Raw genomic sequence first — 15,760 nt, 5'->3', positions numbered from 1 at the left:
GGAGACCCCGCCGGGACCGAAACGACGCGTAGGAGACCACTTTCATGCATCAGGGCAACCACCGCGACCACGAGGGCGCGAAGAAGCTGTTCGAGCTCATCAAGGACGTGAAGATCGCCATGATGACCACCGTCGATTCCGACGGCACGCTCAACAGCCGCCCGATGTGGAACAACGACGCCGACGAGAACGGTGACCTGTGGTTCTTCACCAAGCTGCACTCGCCCAAGACGGCCGAGATCAGCAAGGACAACCAGATCAACCTCGCCTATTCCGATCCGTCGAGCCAGAACTACGTCTCGGTGGCCGGAAAGGCCGAGATTGTCCGCGACCAGTCGATCATCGACGCGAAGTGGAATGAGAGCCTGAAGACCTGGTTCCCGAACGGCAAGGACGATCCGGAGGTCGCGCTGATCCGCGTCCACCCGGAGAAGGGCGAGTACTGGGACAGCCCGAACAGCACGATGCTGCACCTCTACGGCTACGTGAAGGCCTCGCTCACCGGCGAGAGCCCGAAGACCGAGACCAAGAAGGTCGATCTCGCCTGAGAGTCCGGGTTCAGGGCACGGCCTTTCCGCGGGCGGTCTCCGGGAGGAGGCCGCCCGTCTTCTTGACGTCGGCGGTTCCGGCATGCGCTCTGCGCGATCGAAGCGCGGCAGAGTGCCTTACGAATGCTGGATCTGGCGAAGCGAGTCTACGACCACAGCTTCCGCATCGACCCGATCGTGCGGTCGCTGCTCGACACGGATTTCTACAAGCTCCTGATGGCGCAGACGATCCTGCGCCGACACCCCGACATCCGGACCACCTTCGGCATCACCAACCGCACGCGGCGCATCCGCATCGTCGACGAGGTCGATGCCGGTCTGCTGCGCGAGCAGCTCGACCACGCCCGGACCCTGCGCCTCAGCAAGGGCGAGATCACGTGGCTGCGCGGCAACGTCTTCCGCGGCCAGGGGCGAATCCTGGGACCCGAATTCGTGAGCTGGTTCGAGGCCTTCCAACTCCCCGAATACGAGCTCGCCGTCCATGACGGCCAGTACGAGCTGACCTTCCACGGTCCCTGGGTCGAGACCACGATGTGGGAGGTCCCGGCGCTCGCGATCCTCAACGAGTTGCGGGCGCGGGCCGTGCTGCGTGGCCTCGGCAAGCTCGACCTGCAGGTGCTCTACGCCCGCGCCATGACCCGGGTCTGGGAGAAGATCGAGCGCCTGCAGAGGCTGCCGGACCTGTCGGTGGCGGATTTCGGCACGCGCCGGCGCCACGGCTTCCTGTGGCAGGACTGGTGCGTGCAGGCGATGGCGGAAGGCCTCGGCGGCGCGTTCCTCGGCACCTCCAACTGCCTGATCGCGGCCCGGCAGGAGGTCGAGCCGGTCGGCACGAACGCTCACGAACTGCCGATGGTCTACGCGGCGCTCGCCGAGGACGACGCGGCGCTCGCCGCCGCGCCCTACGCGGTGCTGTCGGACTGGCAGGAGGATTACGGCGGCAACCTGCTGGTGATCCTGCCCGACACCTACGGCACCACCGGATTCCTGGCGAACGCCCCGGACTGGGTGAGCGACTGGACCGGCATCCGCATCGACTCGAAGGATCCGATCGAGGGCGGCGAGGAGGCGATCCGCTTCTGGCAGGCTCGCGGGCACGACCCGCGGGACAAGCTCGCGATCTTCTCCGACGGGCTCGACATCGACGAGATCGAGCGCATCCACGCCCGGTTCCACGGCCGCATGCGCATCGGCTACGGGTGGGGCACGCTGCTCACCAACGATTTCCGCGGGCTCCTGCCGGAGGGGAAGCTCGACCCGGTCTCGATCGTCTGCAAGGTCACCGAGGCCGACGGCCGGCCGACCGTGAAGCTCTCCGACAATCCCACCAAGGCGCAGGGGCCGGCCGACGAGGTCGCCCGCTACCGGCGGGTCTTCGCCGTGGGCGAGCAGGAGGCGCTGCCGGTACTGGTGTGACGGGCGCACACCACCGGCGGAGGATTCCGGCACCGCCGGCCTCGCGAGCGGAGCGACGTGATGACAGTGAGGGACCCGTCCACCGAAGCGCTCGAGCGGAACGCGTATCAGACCCGGCCGTGTGAAACACGGAGGCTGCCGACCTGGGGATGAATTCATTATCGTGCCCGGCAATCGGAGCCGCCCCGGGCGGCCCCGTCCGGGAGAACGCCATGTCGATGAATCGCCGCTCGCTCATCGGGGCCGCGGGCCTCGCTCTCACGGCTCCGGCCCTGCAGGGCGCGCAGGCGGCCGAGACCGCCAAGCCGGCCGCCAAGCCGGCCGCGAAAGCACCGCCGCCGCCCGTGACGAAGATCCTCGCGCAGTGGATCCTCGGATCCACCTACGACACCCTGCCGGAGCCCGTCCGCCGCGAGGGCGTGCGCAGCTTCCTCAACTGGGTGGGGGTGGCGATCGGCGGCTCGCACCACGAGACCGTGGACGTGGCGGTCTCGGCGCTGCAGCCCTTCTCGGGGCCGCCGCAGGCCGGGCTGTTCGGCCGGACCGAGCGGTTCGACATCATGAACGCCGCCTTCCTCAACGGCGTGTCGAGCCACATCTTCGACTTCGACGACACCCACCTGAAGACGATCATCCACCCGGCCGGCCCGGTCGCCTCGGCGATCCTGGCCTACGCGGCGATGAAGCCGGTCTCCGGCAAGGATTTCCTCGACGCGCTGGTGGTCGGGATCGAGGCCGAGTGCCGGATCGGCAACGCGGTCTACCCGAACCACTACGACGCCGGCTGGCACATCACCGGCACCTGCGGACCCTTCGGCGCCGCCGCGGCGGCCGGCAAGCTGATGGGGCTCACCGAGCAGCAGATGGTCTACGCCCTGGGGCTCGCCGCCTCGCAGCCGGTGGGCCTGCGCGAGTCGTTCGGCTCGATGAACAAGAGCTTCAACCCGGGCCGGGCCGCGTCCAACGGCCTGTTCGCCGCGATCCTGGCGGCGAAGGGCTTCACCTCGTCGGACGGGATGATCGAGGCCAAGCGCGGCTGGGCCAACACGATCTCCACCAAGCAGGACTGGTCCGAGATCACCGACGGCCTCGGCACGCGCTACGAGGCCCAGCTCAACACCTACAAGCCCTTCGCCTGCGGGATCGTCATGCACCCGACGATCGACGCCGCGATCCAGATCCGCGACGCGGACCACGTCAGGCCGGAGGACGTCCAGCGCGTCGACCTGAAGGTCCACCCGCTGGTCCTGGAGCTGACCGGCAAGACCGCGCCGAAGACCGGCCTGGAGGGCAAGTTCAGCATCTACCACGCGGCCGCGGTGGCCTTCGTGGAGGGCGCGGGCGGCGAGAAGCAGTTCAGCGACCGGGCCGTGAACGATCCGCGGGTGGTGGCCCTGCGCCAGAAGGTGGTCCCGGTGATCACCCCCGGCGTCGACCCCGCGCAGGTGGACATGACCGTGACGCTGACCGACGGGCGGACGTTCCACCGGCATATCGAGCACGCCATCGGCAGCGTCGAGAAGCCGATGTCGGACGCGCAGCTGGAGGCGAAGTTCACCGACCTCGCCGCCGGGATCCTGCCGGACGCGCAGGCCCGGAAGGTGATGCAGCTGTGCTGGTCGCTGCCCGACCTGAAGGATGCGGGCGACGTGGCGCGGGCCGGCGTCGCGGGGACCTAACCTGCGCGCGAAGCCCGCGGGATCGTTTTCGCGTCCTGTGCCGTTCCCCGTCCGCGAGGCCTCCGCCGCTCCCGGCGGCCGCCCGCGCGTGGCGTTCGGGACGTGGATCACGGTATGGGCACGAGAACCCCGGTCGGGGTCGAACCGGCAGCGCGGCCCGGAACTTCCCTGATCCCGCCGCGGCCGACCCGCGTGGCCGCCGCCGAGACGCCGCGGGCCGCCATGGCGTCGCCGGTCGTGGTCGGCGCCACCATCATCGCCGCCCTGTATTTCGGCCGCGAGATCTTCATCCCGATCGCGATCGCGCTGCTGCTGTCGTTCGTGCTGACGCCGCTGGTGAACCGCCTGCGGCGGCTGCGGCTGCCGCGGCTGGCGGCGGTGGGCGTCAGCGTGCTCCTGACCGTCGGCATCGTGGCCGCCCTGGCCACCCTGATCGGCATCCAGGCCGCCGACCTCGCGGGCGACGTCCCCCGCTACCGCGACACCATCGAGCGCAAGATCGACGGGCTGCGGAACTCCCCCGTCGGCCACGTCACGCAGTACGTCGCCAATATCGGGCGGGCGCTCCACGGCGCGAAGGAAGCCGGCAGCCCGGAGACGCAGTCGGCCGCCCAGCAATCCGCCACACCGCCCTCGACACCGCCCTCGACACCGTCACCGGGCCCCGAGCCGACCCAGGCCGCGCCGAAGCCCGTCCTCGTCGAGGTCGCCACGACCCCGCCGGGCTCCCTGGAGATGCTCTCGACCGTGCTCACGCCGGTGATGCATCCCCTGGCCACGGTCGGCATCGTCTTCGTGGTGCTGCTGTTCGTGCTGATGCAGCGCGAGGACCTGCGCGACCGCATGATCCGGCTGGCCGGATCGAGCGACCTGCACCGGACCACCGTGGCCATCGACGACGCGGCCAAGCGCCTGAGCCGCTACTTCGTGGTGCAGCTGGCCCTCAACGCCGCCTTCGGCGTGGTCATCGGCATCGGCCTCTACATCATCGGCGTGCCGAATCCGGTGCTCTGGGCGATCTTCGCGGCCCTGATGCGCTTCGTGCCGTATCTCGGGGCGGTCCTGTCGGCGATCCTGCCGATGGCGCTCGCCGCCGCGGTCGATCCCGGCTGGAACATGATGATCGCGGTGGCGATCCTGTTCATCGTCCTGGAGCCGCTGACCGGTCAGGTGTTCGAGCCGATCTTCTACGGGCAGTCCACCGGCCTCTCGCCCTTCGCGGTCCTGGTCTCCGCCCTGTTCTGGACGTGGCTCTGGGGGCCGGTCGGGCTGCTGCTCTCGACGCCGCTGACCGTCTGCCTCGTGGTGCTCGGCCGCTACGTCGAGCACCTGGAGTTCCTGGACGTGCTGTTCGGCGACCGGCCGGCGCTGACGCCCGTCCAGAACTTCTACCAGCGCATCCTGGCGGGCGATTCCGAGGAGGTGCTGGGCCATGCCGAGTTGATCCTGCAGCAGTGCTCGCTCTCCTCCTACTACGACGAGGTCGTGCTCAAGGCGCTGGAACTCGCCGCCCGCGACGCGGCCCGCGGGGTGCTGACGGCGCAGCAGAAGGGCGCGATGCGGGCCGCGCTCACCGAGCTGGTCGCCGACCTCTCCGACCGGAGCGACGCCGTCACGGGGGCGACGGGCGAGGGCGAGGAGAGCGCTTGCAGCCCGCTCCCGATGGGACCCGCCCCAGAGGCGCTGCCCGCCGCCTGGACGCGCGAGGGCGCGGTGCTGTGCGTGGCCGGGCGCGGCTTCCTGGACGAGGCCGCGGCCGCGATCCTCGCGCAGATCCTGGAGAAGCGCGGCCTCGGCGTCCGCACGGTCCCCTTCGCCGAGACGGCCTCCGTGCGGATCGGCCGGTTCGAGGCCGGGCCGGCGCGCATCGCCTGCGTGGTCTCCCTGGCGCTCGACGGCGAGCCGACCCACCTGCGCCGCCTGATCCGCCGGCTGAGGGGCCGGGTCCCCGGCGTGCCGGTCCTGCTCGGCCTGTGGCTCGCCCAGGACGGTGGGGCGAACCGCCTCGCCGGCGGGCCGGGGGGCGCCGCCGAGGCCGACGCGCAGGTGGGATCGCTGCGCGAGGCGGTCGAGGCTATCCTGGCGGCCGCGCAGGAGGACGCGGCGGCGGCTGACGCGCCGGAGGGCGGGTCGGACGGCGCCGCGGAGAGCGCCCCGGACGCCTGCGGCGAAACGGCGGGGCTGCCCGCGCCGGCCAGAGCGTGAGCCGAGGATGCGCGGGGGCGAGGGCTTGACGGGCAGGGGCGCGCGCCGGTTTCGTCGGAACGGGCCAGTTGGCCGCGCGGCCTTCGGGCGGAACAGGGGACGGAACGGATGAGCGTCGTCGAACTCGGCCGGTTCATGGACGACCTCGCGGACGCGTCCGGGAAGGCGATCCTGCCGTTCTTCCGCGCCCAGTTCGGCCTGGACGACAAGGCCCGCGGCGGGGCGCCGTTCGATCCGGTCACCGAGGCCGACCGGGCCGCCGAGGTCGTCCTCCGGGCGATGATCGGCCAGACCTTCCCGGGCCACGGCATCCTCGGCGAGGAGTTCGGCGCGGAGCGCACCGACGCCGAGTGCGTCTGGGTCCTCGACCCGATCGACGGCACCCGCGCCTTCATCGGCGGCCTGCCGACCTGGGGCACCCTGATCGGGCTGACCCGCAACGGCGTGCCGGTGCGGGGGATGATGCACCAGCCCTACCTCGCGGAGCGGTTCACCGGGGACGGGCGCAGCGCCAAGCTCCGCGCGCCGGCGGCCGAGCGGACCCTGCGCACCCGCCGCTGCGGGGATCTCGCCCAGGCCATCCTGGCCACGACGGATCCCCGCCTGTTCGCGGCCGGAGACGAGGCCGAGCGCTTCCGGGCACTGGAAGGCCAGGTGCGGATGTCCCGCTACGGCGCCGATTGCTACGCCTACTGCATGCTGGCGGCCGGCCAGATCGACCTCGTGGTCGAGGCCGGTCTGAAGCCCTACGACATCGTCGCGCTGATCCCGATCGTCGAGGGGGCCGGGGGACGGGTCACGGCCTGGGACGGCGGCTCCGCCGCCGGCGGCGGCCGCGTGATCGCGGCCGGCGACCCGCGGCTGCACGAGGCCGCGCTCAAGGTTCTGAACCCGTGACGCGCGGCCGTCTCCAGTCCGTCCGCCGCGAAGGTTCGTCCGCGTGCTGCTGAACGCGCTGATCCTGGTCACGGCCCTGGTGCCGCACGCCGAGGCCGGCGCGGACGCCCTCGCGCGCGCCCTGCCGCTTCCGGCGGCGGCCACCGCCCCGGCGGACGGACGGCCCCCGCGCTTCGATCCCGCGACCCGCTCCGTGTCCAACTGGCACGCCCAGACCGGCGCGCAGCTGACGCCGCGGGCGCTGGCGGTCACGGCCTCGCTGGCCGACGACCCGCCCTACGTCGCCCGCTGCGTGCGGCTCAACAACGGCTGGTGCATCAAGTCCGCCCGCTGGCCCGGTGAGATCGGCGCCGACGGGGAGGGCCACACCGCCTTCGCCACCCTCGACGACGGCGCCGACGCCGCCGCGAGCCTGCTGCGGCGCTACTACCGGGATTACGGCCGCCGCACGGCGCTGGCCATCGTGCGCCGCTGGGCGCCGGCCGAGTGCCGCGTCGGCGCGCGCCCGCGCGGCCGGGCGGGCGGTGGCGACGCCCGCCGTCTCGGCGGCCCTCGCGCCCGGGGGCTCGGGCGGACCCTGCGCGCCCGCTACCTCGCCGCGCACCGCCCCGGCGCGCGCGCGCGGCCGGGCACCCTGCGGGTGCAGCCCTGGTCGCCGCTCGCCCGGATGGCCGGCCGCCCGAGCAGGCGCCCGGCCGCCATACCGCGGGTGGCGATGCTGCAGCCGGTTCCCGACATCGCCGCCGGGATCTCCGCCTCCAGCGGCCGCCCGGCCGGGAGCGTCGCCGACCCGTCCGCACTCCTCGACCGGAAGCCGGGCCGCGTCCCGAGCGCCGAGCGGATGGTGGCCGAATCCGCGCTTCTGCCCGCGATCGCGGCCGGCCTGCCGGTGCTCGACCTGCGCCTGCCGGCCCCGCTCTGCACCGGCGACGAGGTCCGGATCCAGGCCTACGCCAACCGGATCAGCGCCAGCGTCGGCCTGAAGCCCGGCGACGACCTCGACCTGTTCGGGCCGGACGGCGCGCCGCGCGCCAACTTGGCGCCCGTGATGCTGGCGATGTCGGCGGTGGAACTCGGCACGCTGCGGGCCGGCCCGGACCTCGTGGCCGGGGCGATCGCCCGGCTGAGGCCGCTCACGCCGGCCGCCAGCACCGCGCCGCCCTAGGGGAGCCTTCCCGAGCGGCAAGCCTTGCGGTTCGGCCCCGGCCGCGCCACCTCTGCCCGGCCCGTTCCCCTCACCCCGAGCCCGCCCGTGCCCCTGATCGACCTTGCCGCGCGTGCCGGCTCGGCCGTCAAAGCCTTCGCCGAAGCCTCGCACGACCTGCTGGTCCAGCCGACGCTGCGACTGGGCGTGACCGGGCTCGCGCGGTCGGGCAAGACCGTGTTCACCACGGCGCTGATCCACCACCTCGTGGAGACGCACGCGCTGCCGGCCTTCGCGCCCGCGCAGGAGGGCCGCCTGCGCCGGGCCAAGCTGGTGCCCCAGCCCGACGACGACGTGCCGCGCTTCCCGTTCGAGGAGCATTTCGCGACCCTCACCGAGGCGCGGCGGTGGCCGCGCTCCACCGACCGGATCAGCCAGTTCCGCCTGGAGATCGCCTACGAGCGCGCCGCCGGCTGGCGCTCCGGCCCCGCGACCCTGATGCTCGACGTGGTCGACTACCCGGGCGAGTGGCTCCTCGACCTCGCGCTGATCGAGACCAGCTACACCGCGTGGTCCCGGGCCACGATCGGCGGCACGCGCCGACCCGGCCGCGCCGCCGTGGCGGCGCCCTGGCTCGAGGCGCTCAAGGGCTTCGACCCGAACGGCCCCCTCGACGAGGTCGCGGCCGAGCGGGCGAGCGACGCCTTCAAGACCTACCTCGCGGGCCTGCGCGCCGGCCCGGAAGCCGTGGCGACGACGCCCCCGGGCCGGTTCCTGATGCCGGGCGACCTCGCGGGCTCGCCGGCGCTCACCTTCGCGCCCCTCGACCGGCTCACCGAGACGATCGCCCCCGACAGCCTCGCCGGGCTGATGGAGCGGCGCTTCGAGGCCTACAAGGCCAAGGTCGTGACGCCGTTCTTCCGCGACCATTTCCAGCGAGTCGACCGGCAGATCGTGCTGGTGGACGTCCTGTCGGCGGTCGATGCCGGCCCGACCGCCCTGGCGGAGCTGGAGGAGGCGCTGGACGCGGTGCTGCTCAGCCTCAACATCGGCCGCAACACGGTGCTGTCGCGGCTGTTCGCCCCCCGGGCCGACCGGGTCCTGTTCGCCGCCACCAAGGCCGACCACCTCCACCAGACGAGCCACGACCGGCTCGACGCGCTGCTGCGGCTGCTCGTGTCGCGGGCCATGCGGCGGACCGAGGCCGCGGGCGCCCGGGTCGGCACCGTGGCGCTGGCCTCCGTGCGCGCCACCCGCGAGACCACCGTCCACGACGGGTCGGAGACGCTGCGGGCGGTGGCCGGCACCCCGGAGGCCGGCGAGGTGGTGGGCGACGAGGTCTTCGACGGCGACAGCGAGGCCGCGATTTTCCCGGGCGAGCTGCCCGCCCGTGCCGAGGCGGTGCTGGAGGGTGCGGTCGAGCCGGGCTCGCTGCGCTTCCCGCGCTTCCGGCCGCCGCTGGTGCGGCCCGACGGGTTCGGCCGCCCCGGGCACCTGCCGCAGATCCGGCTCGACCGGGCGATGCAGTTCCTGATCGGCGACCGGCTGGCGTGACGATGTGTGCGATGCGGAGCCCGCGACCATGACCTCCGGCCAGAAACCCCGCGCCTTCCGGATCAATCCCGAGCCGGCCGCCGCGCCGAGCGTGACCACGACGCCGCTCGGCCCCCGGCCGCCGCAGGCCCGGATCGTGGAGGAGCCTTTCGAGATCGTCGACGCCGCGGACGGCGTCGCCGTGCCGGTGGCGCCGCGGCGGCGCTCGCCCTGGGGCGCCCTGTTCCTCTCGGCGGTGGGCGGCCTCGTCTCCCTGGGCGTCGGCCTGTCGGTCGAGCGGATGATCAGCGACCTGTTCCAGGCCGCCCCCTGGCTCGGCTGGGTGGCCCTGGCGCTGCTCAGCCTCGCGGCGCTCGCGCTGCTGGCGATCGTGGTGCGGGAACTCGCCGGCCTGCGGCGGGAGCGCAAGATCGAGCGGCTGCGCCAGTCGGCGCTGGACGCCCTCGCGACCCGCGACCACACCGGCGCGCAGGCGGTGGTCCAGGCGCTCTCGACCTTCTACGCGGACCGCGACGCCCTGGCGGCGGGCCGCGCCCGGATCGACGCGGCCGCCGACGCGATCCTCGACGTCGACGACCGGATCGGCCTCGCCGAGCACGAGCTGCTGGCCGGGCTCGACAGGCAGGCGCGCAACGCCATCGCGACAACGGCCAAGCAGGTCTCGGCGGTGACGGCGCTCAGCCCGCGGGCGATCGTGGACGTGGCCTTCGTGGTGTTCGCGGCGGTGCGGCTGCTGCGCCGGATCGCCGCGATCTACGGCGGCCGACCGGGCTTCCTGGGCTTCCTGCGGCTGGGGCGCGCGGCGCTCGCGCATCTCACGGTCACCGGCGGGATGGCGGTGGGCGAGAGCGTGATGCAGCAGGTGCTGGGTCTCGGGATCGCCGCCCGGGTCTCCGCCAAGCTGGGGGAGGGCGTGCTCAACGGGCTGATGACCGCCCGGTTCGGGCTCGCGGCGCTGAACGTCTGCCGGCCGCTGCCGTTCGTGCGGGAGGCCCCGCCGCGGCTCGCCGACGTCGCCGGCGAGCTGCTGCGCTCGGCCGAGGCCGAGCCGAAATAGTGGCGGGCTACTTGGCGCCCGCGGCGGCGCGGCGGTTGGCGATGCGCGAGAACATGTTGCCGGTGTAGTCGGCGGTCTTCGGCTTCTCGGGCTCGCCGAGCTTGGCCTCGAAGGCCTCGATCCGCTTGAGCAGCGTCACGTCGTTGAACAGCGAGCTGTTGAAGTTGCTCTGGGCCCGGGGGCCGAGGGCGGTCTGCACCGCTTCGAGTCGTTCCAGAAGCTCTTTGCGCGTCACGGTGCTCTCCAGGGGCGGCTTCGGGACGAAGGACCGCCCGTGCCGCCACTGAAGAGGGCGGTGGTAAACAGCGCGTTAATGCGGCCCCACCGGTTCACCCCGGCCGCGGGGACACCGACCGTCCTCACGCGCGCGGCGGCGCTCGCAGGCTCACAGCCCCTTCAGGAACCCGGCGAGCCGCATCAGCCCCTCGGGCCAGGGCCCGTGCCCGCTCGCCACGTTGAGGTGGCCGGACTCGCCCGCGTCGACCGTGAGCGCGCCCCAGGCATGGGCGAAGTCGTCCGCCCGCTCGTAGCGGCAGTACGGGTCGGTGCGGCTGGCGACCAGCAGGGACGGGAAGGGCAGGGGCTCGCGCGGCACCGGCGCGAAGGTCCGGACCGAGTCGGGCAGGTCCGGCGCCTCCTCGACATCCGGGAGCGCCACCAGGAGGGCGCCGCGCACCACCCCCGCGGGGAAAAGCGGGACCGCCTCGACGCAGGCCACCACGCCGAGGCTGTGGGCGATCAGGATGACCGGGCGCGTCGCCGCCGCGACCGCCTCGGCGATGCGCCCGCACCACGCCTCCGGGGTCGGGGCGTGCCACTGGTCCTGCTCGACCACGCGCGCGGTGGCGAGGCGGCCCGCCCAGCGGGCCTGCCAATGGTCTTCCTCGGAGCCCCCGAGCCCCGGGACGATGAGGATGTCGCAATCGGCGGTCTTCATACCGGGATGCCTAGTGCGGACCGGCGGACGCGTCGAGACCGTCCCGTCACTCGGCCGCGATCGGCGCGGCCGCCTCGAGCGCCAGGATGTGACGGGCGATCTGCACGGAGGCGCAGTTCTTCGCCTTGGCCTCGATCTCGAAATCCGCCCAGGCGAGGTGCCGGGCGACGAGGTCGTTCACCGCCCGGTTCCACATCATGTCGGAATGGGCCGCAAGATCCCGGACCGCGTGGCCGGCCGCGCGCAGGGCCGGGAAGTCGGGCAGGGAGTCCGGATCGCAGGCGGCGGAGACCGCCTCGCGCGACACGCTGATGTGGGCCACGGGCCGGACGCCGCGCCAGGACTCCGTCACCCGGGCGATCCGGGGATCGTCCGGCTCGAGATATTCGCCGCCGCTCTCGACCCAGTGGTGGTGCAGGTCGAGCACGACCGGCACGGTGTCGGCGAGCCGCAGCACCGCGTCGAGGCCGAAGACGTTCTCGTCGTTCTCCACCGTCACGAGGTCGCGCGCCACCCGGCTCGCCCGGGGCAGGGTCTCGCGGAAGCCCTCGACCCCGGGATCGCCCGCGCCGACATGGATGTTGATGTGGGCGCCGTGCGGGTGCCAGCCGCCGCCGTAGCCCATCCGGTCGAAGATCTCGGCGTGGTAGTCGAGCTCGGACAGGCCGTTGGCGATCGCCGCCGGGTTGCGGCTCGCCAGCAGGCAGAACGGTCCCGGGTGGAAGCTCAGGCGCACCCCGAGCCGGCGGGCCAGCGCCCCGGCCTCGGCGAGGCCGCGCTCGACGAGCGCCGCCATCTCGGGCTCGGCGTAAAGCGCCTGCGCGATCGGGTGGGTGTAGCCCGGCAGGACGTTGCTCGCCATGCGCAGGAGGCGCTCCAGCGGCGGCCGGGCCCCGACCCAGTCGATCTGGCGGGCGAGGGCGTCGAGGTTGTGGGCGACGAGGCCGGCGAGCTTCGCCCGCCGGGCGGCGGGCTCCAGCTTGGTGAGATAGGCCATCGTCACGCTGGTGAGGTTCATGTGCAGCGTGGCCTCGCGCTCCGCCTTGAGGGTGGCGTGTGTGCCGGGAGGCTCGTCCAGGACGAACTTGCAGCAGAATCCGAGACGGGGCTGATCGCGCATGACGAGCACAACGCGCGAAGGGCTGCGGCGTCCCCGTGCGACGCGCGGAACGGCCGCGGCACGACGACGTTGGGAGTCCCGAGCGCGGCAGTTCCGCGCACTGGCTCCGACCCATGCCCCCGTCACCGACGCGTTCGACCGCCTCCTCCGAGACCGGCTCGATCCTCTGGATCCTGATGCTCGGCTCGGCGCTGGTCGCCCTCGCGGCGGCGCCGGCGCGGCGCGGCGTGCCCGCGGTTCTTCCCGCCGACGAGCCGCCGGCCGACCGCGACCCGCCCTGCGACGACGCGGGCCTGCGGAAGGGCGTGGCCGCGGGCGCGCGCTCGATCTCCGGGCGCGCCGCGCAGCTCACCGCCGCGACCCAGCCCGAGCGCGGTCGCGCCGCCGACAGCCCCGCCGAGATGACGCGGTCCGGCTGGAAGGACATCGCCGTCCGGGTCTACCTGGAATTCAACAAGGACCGGGTCCTGGCGGTCGCCGCCGGCGTGACCTTCTACACGCTGCTGTCGCTGTTCCCCGCCATCGCCGCGCTGGTCTCCTGCTACGGCCTGTTCGCCGACGTGACCGTCATCAACGATCACCTCGCCCAGCTGCACGCGGTCCTGCCGTCCGGCGCGGTCGAACTCATCGGCGACCAGGTCAAGCGCATCGCCGCCAAGGGCAGCGGCTCCCTCAGCATCACGTTCTTCTCCAGCCTGCTCCTGTCGATCTGGAGCGCCAACGCGGCCATGAAGGCGATGTTCGACGCGCTGAACGTCGTCTACGAGGAGGAGGAGAAGCGGAACTTCTTCTGGCTCAACCTCCGGTCGCTCACCTTCACGGTCGGCGCCCTGCTGTTCATCATCGTCGCGCTCAACGTGATCGTGGTCGTGCCGGTGGTGCTGAACTTCCTGGGGCTCGGCTCGACCGCTTGGCTGCTCGCGGCCCTGCGCTGGCCGGCGATCCTGATCGTCCTCCTCGGCGGCCTGTCGGTGCTCTACCGGTTCGGGCCGAGCCGGGAACATGCCCGCTGGCGCTGGGTCGGGGTCGGCAGCGTCGTCGCGGGCCTGCTCTGGCTCGCCGCCTCGCTCCTGTTTTCCTGGTACGTCGCCAATTTCGGCACCTACAATGAGACCTACGGCTCGCTGGGGGCCGTGATCGGCTTCATGACGTGGATCTGGATCTCGTCGACGATCGTGCTGCTCGGGGGCGAGATCAACGCCGAGCTGGAGCACCAGACCGCCCGCGACACCACAACGGGCGCGCCGCTGCCGATGGGCGCGCGCCGGGCGCGGATGGCCGACACCGTCGGCGCCGCCGCCTGAACGCGGCGTCTTCGGTCCCCGGGACGCCTGCGGCATCCTCCGGGACTGCCGGAGACGGCGCGCGTTCCCTATATAGCGTGGCGAAAAGGGAGATCGCCATGGCCGACACGCCGACCACCAGCCCGGAGACCCGCAGCGACGCCGAGTGGCGCTCGGCGCTGACGCCGGAGCAGTACCGGGTCCTGCGCGAGCACGGCACCGAGCGGGCCGGAACGAGCTGCCTGCTCGCCGAGAAGCGGGCCGGGACCTTCACCTGCGCCGGCTGCGGGCAGCCGCTGTTCGAGCAGGGCACCAAGTTCGAGTCCGGGACCGGCTGGCCGAGCTTCTTCGAGCCGATCGACGGCGCCGTCGGGACGACGGTGGACCGCAGCCACTGGATGGTCCGCACCGAGGTGCACTGCGCCCGCTGCCAGGGCCACCTCGGCCACGTCTTCGACGACGGCCCGGCGCCGACCGGCCTGCGCTACTGCATGAACGGCGCGGCGATGAATTTCGAGCCGGCTGAATGAGTCGCGCGTCCCGCTAACCTGGGTTCGGAAACCGGGCGCGAAAGCCGGGATATCGGGGACAGGCAGCGCCGTGGCCGGATCCTCGACCCGATCCGGTCTTGATTTCGTCGCGTTTTTGCTTAGCGCTCTATAGTCTCAGGTTGTCGCTGTCCGGTGATTGGCGACGGAAGCGGTCAGGCTCTGACGAATACGGCGTGGCAGTCAGCTTATACGCCGTGCGGGTCGGCTCCACGTGCCCCCTTCCGTGCGGCCCGGCGGCGCTGAGGGCTGTCCGCCGGATCGGCGCACCGCCGACCAAGCGGGAGGGGTTTTGAGTTCATGAGCACCGTTCGCCGATTTCTGGTCGCACCGTCCCTGGTCCGCCTGATCCGCAAGGAGCGGGGCGGCGCCCGGATCACCGAGGGTCACTTCGCGCCCCAGGGCGGCCGCGCCTCGTACGTGCGCGTCGACGGCCAGGTCTGCCAGCTGGTCCTGGTGAACAAGGGGCCGGACGGCATCCCGGTCGAGGAGCGCACCGACGTCCCGCGTGCCCACGGCGACGCCCTGCTGGACGTCTGCCCCGGCAAGGCCGCCTACGACCGCACCACCCTGAATGCCGGCGGGCGCGAGATCGCCATCGACCGCTACGTCACCCCCGGCAGCCTGGACCTGATCAGCGTCGCCTTCGACAATGACGGCGAGGCCGCCGGCTTCCATGCCCCGAGCTGGTTCGGCCGCGAGGTCAGCAACGAGCCGGCCTTCGAGCGGGCGGCGCTGGCCATCCAGGGCGTGCCGGCTGCCGAGGAGGTGGCGCTGAGCAACGCCGCGCTGGACGCGGTGCTGGACCTGATCGAGCCCCGGTTCGGCTTCGGCCGCTACGGCAGCAGCAGCCGGACCACCGAGTCCGACGAGGGCGCGATGGGCGCCATGCGCCGGGCCGCGGCCCCGGCGGCTCCGGCCGCCGCAGCGCCGGTCCAGCGCGGTCGTCGCGGCCCCGCCGCGGCTCCGGAGCCGCCGCCTCCGCCCGCGCCCCGCCCGACCGCGGAGCCCGCGCCGGAAGCGGCCGCGCACGCCGCGCCGGCCGCCGAGACGCCCGCCCCGCAGGGCGGCACCGGCGACGCCCTGCACGGGGATGCCCGCATCGACGACGTCATCGAGAGCCTGTCGCAGGCGCTCGGCGCGGCGATCCACCAGCAGCCCGATCCCGCCGCCGAGAACAAGGACGGGAAGAGCGATGATCCCGCCTCGATGTTCGAGCGCTGGACCGTCCGCCCCCGCCGGACCCAGCAGCAGACCTGACGCGCGGCGCGCCCCGCGGCGCAACGACGCGAGACACGGCCGGGCCGCAGCGCAGACCGCGCTGCGGCCCGTCTGCTTTCGCGGGTCCGCGGCTCTGCCGGACGCGCGAAGT

At 72.9% G+C, this 15,760-nt stretch carries 14 protein-coding genes; 11 read left to right on the top strand and 3 right to left on the bottom strand.

Annotation, left to right across the window (positions count from 1 at the left end):
- The first annotated feature begins 44 nt into the window (after positions 1–44).
- The 8 genes from BKE41_RS12005 (at position 45) to BKE41_RS11970 (ending at position 10,500) form a co-directional block, all read left to right on the top strand.
- The gene (locus BKE41_RS12005) at positions 45–548 is read left to right on the top strand and encodes a pyridoxamine 5'-phosphate oxidase family protein (protein ID WP_024830124.1); all 504 of its coding nucleotides are present in this window, start codon (positions 45–47) and stop codon (positions 546–548) included.
- 123 nt (positions 549–671) lie between these two features.
- Positions 672–1,964, top strand: a complete 1,293-nt coding sequence (locus BKE41_RS12000) for a nicotinate phosphoribosyltransferase (protein ID WP_070999458.1) — start codon at positions 672–674, stop codon at positions 1,962–1,964.
- A gap of 212 nt (positions 1,965–2,176) precedes the next feature.
- Positions 2,177–3,643, top strand: coding sequence for an MmgE/PrpD family protein (locus tag BKE41_RS11995; protein WP_070999456.1), 1,467 nt, complete (start codon positions 2,177–2,179; stop codon positions 3,641–3,643).
- Positions 3,644–3,757: 114 nt separating this feature from the next.
- A complete protein-coding gene (locus BKE41_RS11990; RefSeq protein WP_059408925.1) occupies positions 3,758–5,848 on the top strand; it encodes an AI-2E family transporter in 2,091 nt (696 codons plus the stop codon).
- A gap of 108 nt (positions 5,849–5,956) precedes the next feature.
- Positions 5,957–6,745 (top strand): histidinol-phosphatase, encoded by a 789-nt coding sequence (gene hisN, locus BKE41_RS11985; RefSeq protein WP_070999455.1) that lies wholly within the window; start codon positions 5,957–5,959, stop codon positions 6,743–6,745.
- Between the two features lie 43 nt (positions 6,746–6,788).
- Positions 6,789–7,910, top strand: a complete 1,122-nt coding sequence (locus tag BKE41_RS11980; RefSeq protein WP_070999454.1) for a hypothetical protein — start codon at positions 6,789–6,791, stop codon at positions 7,908–7,910.
- A gap of 87 nt (positions 7,911–7,997) precedes the next feature.
- Positions 7,998–9,443 carry a YcjX family protein gene (locus tag BKE41_RS11975; RefSeq protein WP_024830128.1) on the top strand — a complete coding sequence of 482 codons (1,446 nt, stop codon included), beginning with the start codon at positions 7,998–8,000 and terminating at the stop codon, positions 9,441–9,443.
- A gap of 28 nt (positions 9,444–9,471) precedes the next feature.
- A complete protein-coding gene (locus BKE41_RS11970; protein WP_012319111.1) occupies positions 9,472–10,500 on the top strand; it encodes a TIGR01620 family protein in 1,029 nt (342 codons plus the stop codon).
- A 7-nt stretch (positions 10,501–10,507) separates the two neighbouring features.
- Here BKE41_RS11970 and BKE41_RS11965 read toward each other — a convergent pair whose 3' ends face one another.
- The 3 genes from BKE41_RS11965 to BKE41_RS11955 form a co-directional block, all read right to left on the bottom strand.
- A complete protein-coding gene (locus BKE41_RS11965; protein ID WP_012319110.1) occupies positions 10,508–10,735 on the bottom strand; it encodes a hypothetical protein in 228 nt (75 codons plus the stop codon).
- Between the two features lie 150 nt (positions 10,736–10,885).
- Entirely contained in the window at positions 10,886–11,437 is a 552-nt protein-coding gene (locus BKE41_RS11960; RefSeq protein ID WP_012319109.1) for an alpha/beta hydrolase, read from the bottom strand.
- Between the two features lie 46 nt (positions 11,438–11,483).
- A complete protein-coding gene (locus BKE41_RS11955; RefSeq protein WP_071000679.1) occupies positions 11,484–12,557 on the bottom strand; it encodes a UV damage endonuclease UvsE in 1,074 nt (357 codons plus the stop codon).
- Between the two features lie 113 nt (positions 12,558–12,670).
- Between BKE41_RS11955 and BKE41_RS11950 the strand changes: the two genes are divergently transcribed.
- From BKE41_RS11950 to BKE41_RS11940, 3 genes are all read left to right on the top strand, one after another.
- Positions 12,671–13,861 carry a YihY/virulence factor BrkB family protein gene (locus BKE41_RS11950; protein WP_070999453.1) on the top strand — a complete coding sequence of 397 codons (1,191 nt, stop codon included), beginning with the start codon at positions 12,671–12,673 and terminating at the stop codon, positions 13,859–13,861.
- A gap of 98 nt (positions 13,862–13,959) precedes the next feature.
- Positions 13,960–14,370, top strand: coding sequence for a peptide-methionine (R)-S-oxide reductase MsrB (gene msrB, locus BKE41_RS11945; RefSeq protein WP_012319106.1), 411 nt, complete (start codon positions 13,960–13,962; stop codon positions 14,368–14,370).
- 318 nt (positions 14,371–14,688) lie between these two features.
- Positions 14,689–15,648 carry a hypothetical protein gene (locus tag BKE41_RS11940; RefSeq protein WP_070999452.1) on the top strand — a complete coding sequence of 320 codons (960 nt, stop codon included), beginning with the start codon at positions 14,689–14,691 and terminating at the stop codon, positions 15,646–15,648.
- Positions 15,649–15,760 lie beyond the last annotated feature (112 nt).

Source organism: Methylobacterium sp. C1, assembly GCF_001854385.1.
GTDB lineage: Bacteria > Pseudomonadota > Alphaproteobacteria > Rhizobiales > Beijerinckiaceae > Methylobacterium > Methylobacterium radiotolerans.
Note: the sequence above shows the minus strand (reverse complement) of the source record. Positions and strands in the feature narration are given on the sequence as shown.

Coding starts and splice junctions, on each gene's coding strand:
- BKE41_RS12005 (WP_024830124.1), top strand. CDS start 45: ATGCATCAGGGCAACCACCGCGACCACGAGGGCGCGAAGAAGCTGTTC.
- BKE41_RS11960 (WP_012319109.1), bottom strand. CDS start 11,437: ATGAAGACCGCCGATTGCGACATCCTCATCGTCCCGGGGCTCGGGGGC.
- BKE41_RS11940 (WP_070999452.1), top strand. CDS start 14,689: ATGAGCACCGTTCGCCGATTTCTGGTCGCACCGTCCCTGGTCCGCCTG.
- BKE41_RS11950 (WP_070999453.1), top strand. CDS start 12,671: ATGCCCCCGTCACCGACGCGTTCGACCGCCTCCTCCGAGACCGGCTCG.
- msrB (WP_012319106.1), top strand. CDS start 13,960: ATGGCCGACACGCCGACCACCAGCCCGGAGACCCGCAGCGACGCCGAG.
- BKE41_RS11990 (WP_059408925.1), top strand. CDS start 3,758: ATGGGCACGAGAACCCCGGTCGGGGTCGAACCGGCAGCGCGGCCCGGA.
- BKE41_RS11970 (WP_012319111.1), top strand. CDS start 9,472: ATGACCTCCGGCCAGAAACCCCGCGCCTTCCGGATCAATCCCGAGCCG.
- BKE41_RS12000 (WP_070999458.1), top strand. CDS start 672: ATGCTGGATCTGGCGAAGCGAGTCTACGACCACAGCTTCCGCATCGAC.
- hisN (WP_070999455.1), top strand. CDS start 5,957: ATGAGCGTCGTCGAACTCGGCCGGTTCATGGACGACCTCGCGGACGCG.
- BKE41_RS11955 (WP_071000679.1), bottom strand. CDS start 12,557: ATGCGCGATCAGCCCCGTCTCGGATTCTGCTGCAAGTTCGTCCTGGAC.
- BKE41_RS11995 (WP_070999456.1), top strand. CDS start 2,177: ATGTCGATGAATCGCCGCTCGCTCATCGGGGCCGCGGGCCTCGCTCTC.